9 protein-coding genes are annotated in these 14,207 nt (G+C 43.0%); 8 read left to right on the forward strand and 1 reads right to left on the reverse strand.

Going from position 1 to position 14,207, the window contains the following annotated elements:
• From QUA23_RS19090 to QUA23_RS19120, 7 genes are all read left to right on the forward strand, one after another.
• Positions 1–2,922: a CHAT domain-containing protein gene (locus tag QUA23_RS19090; RefSeq protein ID WP_333078946.1), complete on the forward strand. Its 2,922-nt coding sequence runs from the start codon at positions 1–3 to the stop codon at positions 2,920–2,922.
• A gap of 10 nt (positions 2,923–2,932) precedes the next feature.
• The gene (locus QUA23_RS19095) at positions 2,933–3,163 is read left to right on the forward strand and encodes a hypothetical protein (RefSeq protein WP_333078947.1); all 231 of its coding nucleotides are present in this window, start codon (positions 2,933–2,935) and stop codon (positions 3,161–3,163) included.
• An 80-nt stretch (positions 3,164–3,243) separates the two neighbouring features.
• Positions 3,244–3,585, forward strand: a complete 342-nt coding sequence (locus tag QUA23_RS19100; protein WP_333078948.1) for a hypothetical protein — start codon at positions 3,244–3,246, stop codon at positions 3,583–3,585.
• A gap of 215 nt (positions 3,586–3,800) precedes the next feature.
• Entirely contained in the window at positions 3,801–4,505 is a 705-nt protein-coding gene (locus tag QUA23_RS19105; RefSeq protein ID WP_333110460.1) for a tyrosine-type recombinase/integrase, read from the forward strand.
• Positions 4,506–4,542: 37 nt separating this feature from the next.
• Positions 4,543–5,610: a GIY-YIG nuclease family protein gene (locus tag QUA23_RS19110; protein ID WP_333078374.1), complete on the forward strand. Its 1,068-nt coding sequence runs from the start codon at positions 4,543–4,545 to the stop codon at positions 5,608–5,610.
• 520 nt (positions 5,611–6,130) lie between these two features.
• Positions 6,131–11,263 carry an AAA domain-containing protein gene (locus QUA23_RS19115; protein WP_333078373.1) on the forward strand — a complete coding sequence of 1,711 codons (5,133 nt, stop codon included), beginning with the start codon at positions 6,131–6,133 and terminating at the stop codon, positions 11,261–11,263.
• Positions 11,241–13,172, forward strand: coding sequence for a hypothetical protein (locus QUA23_RS19120; protein WP_333078372.1), 1,932 nt, complete (start codon positions 11,241–11,243; stop codon positions 13,170–13,172). The genes QUA23_RS19115 and QUA23_RS19120 overlap by 23 nt, the downstream gene beginning before the upstream one ends.
• A 127-nt stretch (positions 13,173–13,299) precedes the next feature.
• On the opposite strand, the gene QUA23_RS19125 is transcribed toward QUA23_RS19120, so the two are convergent.
• Complete coding sequence (locus tag QUA23_RS19125) at positions 13,300–13,737, reverse strand: hypothetical protein (RefSeq protein ID WP_333078370.1); 438 nt, start codon at positions 13,735–13,737, stop codon at positions 13,300–13,302.
• Positions 13,738–13,800: 63 nt separating this feature from the next.
• Between QUA23_RS19125 and QUA23_RS19130 the strand changes: the two genes are divergently transcribed.
• Positions 13,801–14,151, forward strand: a complete 351-nt coding sequence (locus QUA23_RS19130) for a hypothetical protein (RefSeq protein ID WP_333078368.1) — start codon at positions 13,801–13,803, stop codon at positions 14,149–14,151.
• The last annotated feature ends 56 nt before the right edge of the window (positions 14,152–14,207 follow it).

A 14,207-nucleotide genomic window follows, 5' to 3' on the forward strand; every position in this document is an offset into this window, starting at 1 on the left:
ATGATGAGTGAAGCAAGTACAACAGATTATGATATTGCCGTCGAGCGAGTTGTAGGATTTCTCCAACAATTCGATCGCGCACATTTCGACTTAGCTTGTCATGTCGCATTTCCACTGGTAATCACGCCGGACTTACTTTACCAAATTTGGCTGCGCTTCGTACCTCAAGCACCTTGGACAGCAGTGGCTCGCGTACTTCTATCTCGTTTGTGTCGTGAGGTAGGGTATGAGCTTTACGAAATGGATATTGCGGTTCGCAATTTGTTGTTAGCAGAACTCAAGGATAATGAGGAATTTAATAAAGATAAGCCAAGATTAGAAGAATTGGCAGATTTTTTGACCAGCTATGTAACACAACAGTTTACTGGGGACAACCCTCATACAAACAATTTAGCACAGGCACAGCGTTGGACAGCCCTTGCTTATACTAAACCCAATCAACTTAGTCGCGAACTATTAAAGGCGATTAATTTGAGGTTGCAAGATAAAAACTATAAAGAATTATTTCGCCTATCCTCATTAGTAGAAACTTTTGCGGAACCACTGGCTAAATTCGCTCCACTATTGATTACTTACGCTCGTGGAATAGAAAGGCTAACTTGTGGCGACCAAATCATTGCTGAAGAATTATTCAGAAGATTGCCAATGCCTAAGCGATACATTGAGATTCATGGAGTCAATGTACCGCTTCTAGAACGAGTTTATATTTCTACTTTTGGACAAGGTAATTCTAGTCTCACCCTCTATGCCTTCCACCTCCGCAATAGCATCAATCAGGGACTAGAACCAACCGTAGCAGCAGCCTCCCAGTTGTGGGAACAATTAGTCAATTTGGGAAATGCACTAAACATTCCAGAATTACAAACTCTACGACAACAATTGATCTGTTATGAAGGCGAGCGCTATTTTCCAGAAGCCGAAGATTTTTTGGGAGCCGAATACTTAACCTTATTAGAAAATAACGAACCGAGTTTACACTTCCAAGTTCCTCCTCAACCGGGCGGATGCGAGCTTCAGGGATTGCTCTGTCCTTTTCGCTTACACGATACTTATGCGCTCGATTTAACTTTATTTTCTCAAGATACTTTGAATATCACACAATTAAATTCTCTCAATCCTCACAACCTTATATTACAAAATATTCAGGCTTCTTTGGGACAAACACTATTGCTGTTTGGTCAACCATCAGAAACACAAGAAGATAACTATCAAGCTTTAGCAGATGCTTGCGTTGCTCAATTACTCCCAGAAGCAGCAGATATAACTAAATTAGTTGGTACGGGTAGTTTATTAGGAAATACGATTTTTGAGTATGAAAACAACCAGTCTGATTCAGCTCAAAAACTTCACATACTGGTTTGGTTCAAATGCCAGGATATGAATCCAAGTCACATGGATAGAGTAGCTGAAATTTTGCTTCATCTTCTGTGGTGTCGTCATAAAATTCTCTATGTTTATAACCAATACTTTTGGTGCGTGAGTCAGGTGAAGCAAGTCTGCAATTCTCTGGAAGGTTATCGGCAAAGCTTTAATCAGATTTCTCAACAACTAAATGAGCGATCGCAACTGATAGACTTACTGACCAATTTTAAGGAGATAGAGTTTGAGTATTTTGGATATTTGAAGGATTTAGAAGAACACGAAAAAACCCTTGCCATCAACCAACTCAATTACAAAACTTATTTGGACAAGCTAGAGAAGCTTTTCTTCACTAATTTAGGTTTTTGTCAAAATTTTCTGACCAAAATTAACTCTGAAATTCAACAGCAACACCAAGAATACAATCGTTATCTAAATCATATCAAAAGTTTTCTTATCAACAAAAACACTGTAATTATTCAGTGGCAGATTAGTGAAAATTATTTTAAAGTTTATATCATCATTAAAAAAGAATCTGCATATCCGATAATTTGGCAATCTTCAGCAGAGAATGGTTCAGGCTTAAGTAACTGGGCTCATGAATATTTTCAAGATTACCAAGAAAATAAACAACAGTGGCGAGAACAACTCTCGCTACTACTTCAGGACTTGGCTCAGATACTACATCTCGATGAGATACTGAACTACTTGCCTACCACTTGCGACCAATTAATTTTGATTCCTCATCGCTTTCTCCACTGCATCCCTCTTCATGCTCTTCCACTTGCTGATGGGTCATGTTTACTCGACCGTTTTCCCGGTGGCGTGCGCTATGTACCCAGTTGCCAGCTATTACAATTGATTCAAACTAGGCAACGTCCTGATTTTAACCACTTCTTTGCTATTCAAAATCCTAACGGTGACCTAACTTACACTGATATTGAAGTAGAAACGATCAAGCAATACTTCCCCCATGCAGATGTTTTAGCTAAAGCTGCTGCAACAAAGGATGTATTGAATAATCCAACACTCCACTCTGTTCATTGCTTGCATTTCTCTGGTCACAGCGATTTTAACACTAATTCACCCCTACAATCTCGTCTTTTCTTTGCTGATGAATCTGTTACTCTAGCAGAAATTTTTACCCTCGATCTGAGCCAATGTCGTCTAGTAACTCTTTCTGCTTCTGAAACAGCCCTAACCGATTGGACAAGCGCTAGTGACGAGTGTATTGGTTTTCCCAGTGCTTTTTTATTGGCAGGTAGTGCAAGCGTAGTAGGCAGTCTCTGGGCACCCAGCGACATATCCACAGCTTTTTTGATGATTAAGTTTTATCAAAATCTACAAACAGCTTCTACATTAGCTGTGGCCCTCAACCAAGCCCAACTCTGGCTCCAAAATATCACAAAGGCTGAATTAAAATTCTGGATAACAGCTAATTCGCTTCCACTCGATCCTACAATGCGGCAGAATTTCAATAAAATGCTGCACAAGCTTCAAGATGACCAAAAACCCTTTCAAGACCCTTTCCACTGGGCTGCATTCTGTGCTATAGGTCAATAGGAGTGAAAAAATGGCACTGTCCCTTTACGAACAAACTATCCTAGATTTTATCTACATCGCCCAAAACCAACCCGAACTATTCACAGCAGAAGACCGTACTGCTTTTGCCAAATTGGTAGCAACACTCCCAGAGGATGTGGAAGAAATTTCCAATGCGATCGCGCTTTGGTTCGACATCCATCCTCACATCCTAGATGCCTTTTTTGCCCTAGCTGATGATTCTGCGTCGTTAACTTCGTAGATTCCCAGATGATGCCCAACCATTTAGAGAGCCTTTCCACTGGGCTGTATTCTGTGCTATAGGTCAATAGGAGTGAAAAAATGGCACTGTCCCCTTACGAAGAAACTATCCTAGATTTTATCTACATCGCCCAAAACCAACCCGAACTATTCACAGCAGAAGACCGTACTGATTTTGCCCAATTGGTGGCAACTCTCCCTGATGATGTGGAAGAAATTTCCAATGCGATCGCGCTTTGGTGCGACACCCATCCTCACATCCTAGATGCCATTTTTGCCCTACCTATTGAAGAATTAGACAGCCTTCGAGCAGCAGGTGGTCGCAATACTCCCCTCACGGGTAAAGAGGCTAAGGATGCGATCGAAAATACAGTTCGAGAGAGTATCCCACCAGAGAAGTCACCCCCTCCACCCAAGAAATGAAAGAATAGCGCCTTAACCCGTCTGTGCGATCGTACCGAGAGTAAAAATCGAATTCGATCGCGCAAAGCGACACAACAAATTTTCCACAAATTTTACTGAAGCGTTATGCTGTAACGATTTTCTCCAACCGCCACGTTAAGAAATTAGTCAGACCGATGCAGCAATGCAGTAACTGCGGCAAACTTTCTGGTATCGGGTCGAGTATACACGCCTGCATGAAGATAGAACGGCACGGCCAAGCCAAAATACTCACGCAACAGGAAATCGAGCTTTTGTTCAACAAAGGTTTGCAAACCGCTCGCGATCGCACGCTCTTCGGCGTCTGTCTCTATACCGCTTGTCGGATTGCCGAAGCTTGTTCCCTGATGGTCAAGGATATCTACACAAACTCTGGCACCGTCCGTTCTACAATTAACTTCCGCAAAGCCAACACCAAAGGAAAACTTCAAACCAGAACGATTCCGGTCATTGAAGACTTGCGAAGTCTCCTAATATCTTGGCGTTCTCACGCCGGCCAGACTTATTTATTCCCCGGCCGCCACCCGTCCCATCATTGGAAGCATCTGCACACCAACTCAGCGGATCAGATTTTGAGAGAAGCGTTCGAGCGGGTTGGCATCGAGGGAGCCTCCACCCACAGCTTCCGTCGCACCGCCCTGACTCAGATGAGCAACGCCGGAATTCCACTGCGGATTATTCAAGAAATCAGCGGTCACAGTAACCTCGAACAGTTGCAGCACTACTTAGAGGTGAAGCCGGATCAAGTCAAAGGAGCGATCGCCAGTCTTTCCATGCTGTCCTACACGGGGAAAGGTACATTTTCCCCTGTAGAGGATGAATTGTCTGCTGTGCCGTTACCAAGAGAGCAACTGTCACAAGGCCTATCAGACTCGGAGCCTGAAGAAATTCCCGATTGGTGACGAGCAATTTTAGATTTTAGATTTTAGATTTTAGATTTTGGATGCAAGCATTAAAGTCACGCATCAAGAGCATCGAGTGCCGATCGCTTTCTTTCCCCCGGCAGAAGCCCTAACCCCTGGATTTGTTACAATTCTCGATTGTGTGGAGCGGGTGCATCTCCAAAACCGGCTCAAAGGAGAATTGTTGACAATGTGGCTAAAATTTGGTGTTGCTCTCAGTGGCGAACTGACGAGCATTGATGAGGTTGTGCGCGGAAAAACTAACCTCGCTTGTCTCTACTGCGGTGGCGGATTGACAGCAAAAAAGGGTTCGGTGAAAGAACATCACTTTGCCCATACCGGGGAAACTTGTAAACCAGTTTCGCAGCGGATTAAAACCAAAGCATTTCCCTCGCTGCCTCTATACGATAATTTCAACATACAGCTTAGGGGTGATGAATTGGAACAATTGAAGGTGCTGTGGAAAGAGTACGGTGCTGCTAATTGTCTGATTCCGAAAGACTTGGTAAACTTTCGGTGGCAGTTGAAAGGATTGTTGGAATCAGAGGGATCTCGCTCTTATCAGTTTACCGACTTGGGTAAAATCCCAGTGGGTGCGCTTCCCCTGGCGTTGTTCAACAAAGTCCAAGAACCCTTGCTGCTATCAGAGTTAATGAAGTTAGAAAGCTCTGTAGAGATTGCCGAAGCTGCGGGATTATCCTGCTTGGAAGAACGGCGGGCTGATTTGCTGATTTATCGAGCGCAGCTTCGTCGAATTCTGGTGAACGCGCTCTATTTTCTGGAGGTAAAAGCGGACGGGCACTGCTTCTATAAAATTGGGGTGACAACTCGATCAATTGAGGAACGCATCGCGGAAGTGCAGCGGGATGTGAAAGCGCATTACTCGGATGTCGCCGTCAGCTTGCTGGGACTGTGGGAACGCCGCGGCAATATGGAGTTGTACTTCAAACACAGATACAAAGCGTTCAATTACCGCATCGGCACGCTGACAGAGTATTTTGTATTTCCTGATGTCAAAGCCGTGCTGAATGATTTGTATGGGATGGAACCTAAAGTGCTTAGTGATGTTGAGGTGGATGTTCTCAGCTTGTGCAATCGCCTCTGACTAAACCCCACAGCAGTTACGCATCGTCACAGAACTATAAGGACTTGTGGCAGGTTCATCAAACTAGATAAAGTTAGCAATCGCTACAAGATTTGGAGCTACTTTGCAAGCGTCTAAGCCTTCAAGATAGCGAATCAAGTTCCAGTCTACCTTATTAATAAAACCTGTTCGGGTTTCTCGCAACTTGATAACTAATGTAGTTTTCTTGGACGCTCCGCGACATAAAAATTATTTTGGTTTGCACGCGGGGATATGGTTAAAGCTATACTCCGTAACAATATCGAGTTTTTTATCGATATTAGGCTCCGCTATCGTCAATATGAATGGAGCGAAACGCTTTGCCTCAATACTATTGAGTTAAGGCTCAAAATTTCGCATCATCAGTCAGACTGTCACCCTTAAGTGAAGCATATTGAAGTATGGAACAGCTTATCCGTAACTAAACAGCGTTAAACTGTAGTTTACCTCAGAAGCCCAAAAATCAACACTTTCTCCGATCCCTCCCCATAAATAAGCATCTATGCCTACTTTCTCCGCTAACCCCGACAACTTTGGCGAATTGCTGCAAATGGTTAAAGATGGACACGAGATCGCTTTGACAGCAGGGGAATATAAGGGGCCATTTACCATTGAACGAGCGATATTGCTTCGGGGGGAGGGAGAAAACAGCGTCATTTTTGCCACTGACGAACCTGCCTTAAAAATCACAGTTCCCGGAGTGAAACTGGAAAACTTGACCGTTCAGCGGACTGTCGGTGGCAATACGGGAGAAGTTGCGATCGCAGCCGCAGTAAATACCGCGCCAGTTTTAGATAGAGTAAGATGTCTAGGAACCGCTCCCCACGTCCAGTGGCTAGGAGTAAGCTGGGACATTCCCGCCGCCGTCTACTTTGGGGAAATCCAAACCGACCGACACTTGGAACGAACCGAACAACTCCAACTTGGCAGCGACTGCACAATTTCCTGCTCCCAGCCTTGGTTACAAGTACAGCAGCCTTACCTTTGTTGCGGCTTGCAGAAACTAAATATTATCGTCAATTCCAAAGATATTCCAGCCGGAACTAACCTATGTGGCTCTATTGTTTTGCAAGCATCTAGCCACAACGTCTCGATAGAAATCTCTGCAATTGTTACAGCACCTCAAATAAGTAATAATCACTCCCCTTTCTCACCACAGATTGCCACAACAGCTCTCAATCAAAATAATGAGGAAAATTGGGGATATCGGTTTTTAGGGAATCAGGCGATCGATTACCTAATCCGTGAGATAGAAGGTAAAGATGCTCTCTTAAAATATCCTGAATTTAGCAATCGTCGCGATCGCGCCGCAGACTTGCTATCTGACATTTTAGGAGACGAACCCAGGGGGTTCTATGTCCGCCGGAAAGGGCCGGGAGAAGAACCGGGAGAAGAAAAATGGGAACTGGCGATCGCCACAGATATCGAAGCAGCAAAATTACCAGCAATCCTTGAAAAACGGCAAAAAACTTTAAGTTTATTAGCTCTTGTCACAGAAGGGAGATCCGATGGCTTGCGCTTACTTTCCGCTCGTTTATTTTCCCCAGAACGGGGACGTACTGACGGTTTTTCCGTTCTTTTCTCCCTGCGTTTGCACCTCAATCACCAGTCTCGAATAGGAGTGCCAAATTCAGCTTTCGATCGTATGAAAGCAGTTCCTTTTTGCGGGGATTGCGTGCCAACAGAAGAACAGTTAAAAACTTGGAAAGCGTTTTTAAAGATTGAAGAGCGGATAGCTAAGACGCGAGAATTTTTCGTACCTTTTTCGGGTCATAACTACGGCTCTGCTACCCGCAAAATCACTTTTGAGATAACTGCCTCTTTAGCGCAACTCGACAAATCATCAGGCACCAATCTCAAACAAGATGACTTTTGGGCCAGAGCAGCTAAGGCTAGAAATGAGGATGTAAAACTTGTAGTTCGAGTTGAAGAGAATCGTGAGAAAGATGATAACACAAAAGATGATAACACGTCAAAGCAGGAATCTGCCATTCAGCCTGCAAGGTGGAATACAATTCTATTAGGAGCTATTGAAGAAATTGATAGAAAAAAAGGATTTATCCGAGTTAGGCTTGATTCTCAGTTAGTAGAAAAAATAGGAGAAGGGCGCTATCAATTGCCACAAAAAGGCTTTTTATCTTTCGAGGCGGCCGGAGATTTAACTCAAATTAAGCGACAGAAAAAAGCTTTAGATGATTTGCAAATGGGAATAGCTCAAAATCCCTATGTAGGAGAATTTTTCTTTGATGCTTCTAAGGCAAGGCCCTTGCAAACAACTGTTAAACTGAAGCCAGAGGATTTATTACTATCTGGGGCAAATGATGACCAAGTTGCAGCAGTAGAAGCTGTGTTATCTGCACCCGATTTAGTGCTAATCCAAGGGCCACCAGGAACAGGAAAAACAACAGTCATCGCTGAAATATCCTATCAAGTTGCGCTGCGGGGTGGGAGGACTTTAATTGCTTCTCAAGCGAATTTAGCTGTTGATAATGCGTTGAGTCGCTTAATTCATAGTCCTGTTATCCGCGCTTTGCGAAAAGGTCGTGCCGAGCGAGTTGAAGAGGAAGGGTTGCCATTCCTGGAAGATAAAGTGATTGGTAATTGGTTGAGAAACACGGCTGATGATTGCGAGCAGCGCTTAGTAAAACAGCGAGAAAATATAAAATTTTTCAGGGAATTATTAGTAAGCTCGGAGCAATTTTATGGTTATTTGCGAGAAGAGGAAAACTTACAAGAAATTCAAGAGGAGTTGCGATGGTATAAGGTAGAGCTAGAGGAAACCTGTAGAACGCAGGAAGGTGTCTATCAAAAAGCGGAAGCTAAACAGCGCGAAATTGTTGAATATCTCCTTCCTGGTTTGGAATTGCTAATATCTCACTCTTCAATTAATTGGGAAGATGTAGCAGTCAGTAATTTATTGACAGCAGCTCTAAAACTCTGCGACAGTACCAAAGACCTTACATTGGGGTATCTTTCTGAAGAAAGCTTCAAGGTAAAAGTTGAAAGAGCGGTTACTCTCGCTGCAAAAATGAATCTTCAAATTCCTCACGATTTACGGCTTAATCATTTTCGTTTAGCGGCTTGGTTAAAGAATCAAGGTCTTCCACAAATTCAAATGTCATTGTCTCATTTCCGAGATGCGATGTCATCCCTTAGAGAAGCCGATCAAGCTGCACAAGTGTTCCGTGAGAAGTCAGCCGCCGTTCAACTTTTGGAAACAAACTATCAGCAAAGTCTTACCAACCAGAAAAACCTACAACAAAGCCTCAATAGTTGGGAAAACCGACAATCAAGAATTGTTGCACTCAGAACTAAAATATACCAGTGGAAATCCACCGCTTATGATAGCGTTTATGTAGCGATGAAGCAATGTGTAGAAACTAATCGAGCTTTTACAGATAATCTGATTCAACTACCGCTAGATGTGCTGTCATTTGTAAATGCTACTCCTGCGCCTTGGCGATCGCATCTTGATAGGTGCAAGTCAAAACTTGCTAATTTAAGCAAAAGTGAAGCCAAGCAAAATTCTCTTGTTGAGCCTCCACTGGACGTTGTAGCCAAAGAAGTTATCAGCGGTATTGCTGTTAGTGCGCGAAACTGGCTGAACCAACAACAGGAATTAGAACACAACCGAAAGAACTCTGTTTTAAAAGCCTTAAAAAACTGGGAATCTACAGCTTATGAGAGCGTGTATGAGGAATTAAAAAAATGTGTCAAAGAGAACCGAAAATTTACAGATAACCTGATTAAATTCCCCCCTGAGTTGCTGGCTAGTGTCCCTGCAAAACCTCAGCCTTGGCGTTCTAACCTGGATAGGTGTCGCTCGAAAATTGCTAATTTAATTGCCAAACCAAGTGAAGTCCAAGTTTCTAACTTTGATGTGGAATTAAATACTATTGCAGCCGAGCTGATTGATGGCATTACTGTCAGTGCATCTCAATGGCTGGAGCAGCAGCAACCGGAAACTGAAAAACAACTTCAAAATTTTAAAGAACAGCTTAAAAAACCTCAGCAAGAGGCAGCCCAACAACAACAGGCAATAAGAACTGCTAAAAAGGGATTAGAGGCTCTTGAGCGTGAATCAGAAGCTAAATTAGAAAGATATAAACAGCTATTGAATGAGTTCCTCAAATTGCCAGCAATTCCCCATAATAGCTTACGCAATGTAACTCAGTGGTCTAACTCGAATATAGCCCTGTTGTGGGAAAATCAGATTAGTCAGCTTGAACAATTAATTTCCTCACTCGATCCATTATTAGGAGTACAAGAAACAAAAGAGACTCTCACAAGCATTCAAGCAAGCTTACAACAGGCGGTTAGTAAAGCCTTAAATCAGCTTCGAGAATGTCAAAAGCAACTTGAGCACATGGAAGTTCAACTGCAACAATCCCAACAACTACCACCAACTTTAAATTCTGAACGAAAATGGTGGGAGTTAGCATGGCAAAGTATCCCCGATCGCCTTAAACCGCCAATTCCTGTTAACGGATTATTTGATTTGAACTTCTTACGCATAGTAAAAACGCAATTCGAGACTTGGCATCAACAACTAATCCAAGAAGAATCCCAGCTCAAAGGCTATGAGAACCTAACTCATGATTGGATAGCCAAACTCCGTAACCCCTCCGAACAAGATCAGAGTGAATTGAGGCAAGTTTACATCGACAATGCCAACGTCATCGGTATTACTTGCAGCCAAGTAGCAGGTTACGGTTTCAAAGAATTTACTAATTTCGATGTAGTCATCATTGACGAAGTGAGCAAATGTACGCCTCCAGAAATTCTGATACCTGCACTCAAAGGTAAAAAATTAGTATTGATTGGTGATTACCGCCAATTACCTCCTATGCTACATGAAAATAGTTTAGAAGAAATCGCAACAGAAATGGGAAGCGAACCAGAGGATATCAGGTTTCTGGAAGAATCTTTATTTAAGAAACAATTTGAAGCTGCACCAGAAAGCATCAAGCGACGGTTAACTATTCAGTATCGGATGCACCCCTACATTATGGGAGCGATTAATCAATTTTACGATCATAGCCTGCGTTGTGGCATTATTCAGCCTGAGAAGGAGCGGGCGCACAATTTAGCTGGCGACATCATCCGAGAACAACATCACCTGCTCTGGGTAAAAATGCCGCAAGAACATAGTTTTGAAGAGCAGGTCGATGGAACGTCAAGGTATAATCTTAAGGAAATCGATGCGATTGACATTCTCTGCGAGCAAATGGAGGATGTTTGGAGCCTAAAAGTTGCCGAAGGACAACCCAAAAAAGAAATTGGTATCATTACTTTTTATGGTGCTCAATTGAGGCGAATTGAAGAAATGCTTAGTGACCGCCAATTTCCTTCACTTTCAATTAGAACGGGGACTGTTGACAGATTTCAGGGTATGGAACGGCAGATTGTTATTGTCAGCATGGTGAGGAACAACCCTAATGGAGATATTGGTTTTGCTAAAAAGCCAGAACGGGTAAACGTCGCCTTTTCCCGCGCTCAAGAATTGCTGGTAGTTGTGGGATGCCATTCACTTTTTACACAGCACAAAGGTCAAGTTGGAAGTATGTATTCAGAAGTAGCAAATATTGTACGCAGAAATGGAGGACTGATTGATGTTTCTAGTATCCTCTCCTAAACCAATTGACCCCCAATTACAGGATTTTGTTCAACAAATAGAAAAGCAAAGTCCGGCTGGCATATCAGTGCTGGCTGGTCGTCAATTCCGCTATCCTTTAGAGCAAATATCAGTAGAAGTTACTATTAGCGAACCCCGCAAATTTAACATTCTGGAAGAATTTATTCTCCGCGCTGGTATGGAGAGTGAATTGATACCCACTGAAAATGAATTAGCAGCAGCATTAGGTCTTGATCCCGTATTTGTGCAAAATACTGCTAAGACTCTACGGAGTTTAGAAACTTTAGCTTGGACATCGGATGCCAAAATTATTCTAACCCCTCAAGGTCGGCAATTTTATCTGGAAGGTTCTGTGCCGCAACCACCACAAACAAAGCAGATTTATGCGATCGCTGACCCCTTGCAAGGAAATCTATTTTTTGTATTTTCCCCTGTAGAGGCAGTAGAAATTGACCTACCCAAATTTGGTGATTTTATCACCCTGGAAAATCGGTGTCAAGAAATGTCTGAGTTAGGACTTGAGGAACTCCAACGAATTATTCAGGGTTCTGGTTTAGGCTTGCACGTTCCTGAAGATGGGAAAATCATTACTGCTGCTCTTTTCACCAAGGAGAGCCAAACTATCTGGCAATCTGTTTCAATTTTTGTTATTTTTGATGCGCTTGAAGATGCCATTAAGTTGCAAGTGAGACGAGGAAAACAAATTTTACACTATGCCTCTGATTTACTTGACATTTTCCAAAGTGAAGGAAAAGTTTCTTTACAAACTTTGTTATATTTGAGTGATGAAACGATTGCTGCGGAGCGTGAACAGCTCCTCAATCAACGAAATAAAGAAGTTGAAGACAGAATTAAGAAGATTGAACAGCAGGCGATTGAAACTGTTAAAGAATTGAGGGAAACTGGAAAACAAGTTCCGCCGAAGGGAAGTCAGGAAAAAGACCAGGTAATTTTACTGCGAGATATTCAAATTCGGCAATCTTTTTTAGAAACTTTGAGAGGAGGGAGTCATCAAGTCTTAATTTATTCTCCTTGGGTAAGCCAGGAAGTAGTAGATAATGAGTTTATCCAATTACTCCAAAATTTAGCTAATAGGGGAGTATGGGTTTTAATTGGTCACGGTATTTCTCGGAGACAAGAGAATGAAACCAGACCCATACCGCCACAAGTTGAGCAAAAGCTAAGAGAAATTAAAACGCGGGAAGGTTTGTCAGCAGTGCAGGTATTTTGGCTGGGAAATTCTCATGCGAAGGAAGTTGTTGTAGATCGGGAAGTTCACTTGTGCGGTTCTCACAATTGGCTATCTTATCGGGGCGATAAGCTACCACGCGGTGAGACGGTTTATAAGGTTACGGCTACTGATAAAGTAGAGGAAGCTTATGATTTTCTAGCAGTTCGGTTTAAGGATTATGCTCGAAAATTATGGGAGTTAGCGGTAAAAAATCGGAATGCTAATTTAGCTGAAACATCGCTTTGCACTTGGGGAGCGTTGGGAATGGAAGAAATGGCATTAAACGAATTGCAACTCGCTAATTGGTTAGAACTTTATCCGGTATGGCTAAATGTGGTTCGTCAGGGGTTAAGAGCGAAAAAGATATCCCCGGATTCACCTTATTTGGCAACAGGAATTTCAATGGTGAGTCAATTTTCCGAGGCAGACCCTAATCTTGAGTTATTGCAGTCGAGTTTGCGTCAAGTTATGGGTGCGATCTCCGCCTTAAATCGCCACCAAGCTTTGAAGCTATTAAATGAACATTGGTCGCAATTCCGTCGCCTGAACATTGCAGACTCGGCGTTAGTAAAGCCTGATGATTTTATTTTAAAATATGTTGTTAGAGAACCCGATCGCCCTCAAAAAGCATCAGGTAAAAAAGCATCTAGTAAAAAATATAGAAGTAAACAAGGTTGAAACAGGTACAGCATTTATTATTAGTTGCTGCCCGACACTAAAAATGAAAGCTGCTGCTATTGAGATTTCATCTATTTTTGGTACTTCTGCGAATGTAACTTTAACACTCACACCTTTCTGTTTGTAATTAATTTCCTTTAAATAGCCAGCAGATTGATTTATCTGGTACTTGGACACAGGTCACGGCCAGTTGGCGGTTTATGGCGCGCTTGTAGCTTTCTTCTTCAGAAATCCGTTGTAAGGTGGTGGGATGGCGGAAATATACCACACCGCAGACACCATCTATGCTCATGCTATCCTCGGCACAAGGTCTTTCTCCGCGCCCTTGTAATCCCCACGTCATTTTTGTTTGCCCGCCATCTTCCCAACGCAAAGTCCTTCCTCCGCCTCCAGCCCAAGAAACCGACTCATAGATACAAGTTTGTTTAAGTTCTACCTTGTCTTGGCGAAGCAACCAACAGGAAACAGATGCTCCTTCAATTCGGCCTGCGCGTGCAGGTGTGGCAGCCATGCCCAGTGCTATAATCGGTAGGAAAACCGACAAAGTTTTCAAGTTTTTATCCACGGTTAACATATTCGGAAATAAGGGGAGTGTCAGGCCTGGCAAGTTCTATTGTCACCCTGACCAATGTATTACCAAACTTGTTGCCGATCGCCACCAATACCCCAATTTTGGGAGAAACCGAACCAAACCCAACACGCCCCCCATGCCCCCAATATCGAAGAGTGCGGTCGCTACACTTTCTATGCACGCAACCCGAGCCCCTATTGCATAGGCAAACTAACTAATTATTTCGCGTGTCCCAATCAAGGTCGTGTTGCGGGGTTTGTACGAAACGAAGCCCAAAGTGCGAGCGTGATGTTGAGTTGGATGCGAAAGGCGATCGAGATGGAAGATGATGTGAGTCAAAACCCAGATGTCAACGAATTAGATAAGTGCGTAGAAGGCGTAGCCATCGCTCTCAAGTACAGCCATTGAGTCTTACACAGTTTAGAGAAACGCTTTGAGCTCTTACTACTTGTTGAACTAGCAAC

Origin of the sequence: Microcoleus sp. Pol1C5, from assembly GCF_036701115.1 — a bacterium.
Taxonomy (GTDB): Bacteria; Cyanobacteriota; Cyanobacteriia; order Cyanobacteriales; family Microcoleaceae; genus Microcoleus.

Coding starts and splice junctions, on each gene's coding strand:
- QUA23_RS19100 (WP_333078948.1), top strand. CDS start 3,244: ATGGCACTGTCCCCTTACGAAGAAACTATCCTAGATTTTATCTACATC.
- QUA23_RS19105 (WP_333110460.1), top strand. CDS start 3,801: ATGAAGATAGAACGGCACGGCCAAGCCAAAATACTCACGCAACAGGAA.
- QUA23_RS19120 (WP_333078372.1), top strand. CDS start 11,241: ATGTTTCTAGTATCCTCTCCTAAACCAATTGACCCCCAATTACAGGAT.
- QUA23_RS19090 (WP_333078946.1), top strand. CDS start 1: ATGATGAGTGAAGCAAGTACAACAGATTATGATATTGCCGTCGAGCGA.
- QUA23_RS19095 (WP_333078947.1), top strand. CDS start 2,933: ATGGCACTGTCCCTTTACGAACAAACTATCCTAGATTTTATCTACATC.
- QUA23_RS19115 (WP_333078373.1), top strand. CDS start 6,131: ATGCCTACTTTCTCCGCTAACCCCGACAACTTTGGCGAATTGCTGCAA.
- QUA23_RS19130 (WP_333078368.1), top strand. CDS start 13,801: ATGTATTACCAAACTTGTTGCCGATCGCCACCAATACCCCAATTTTGG.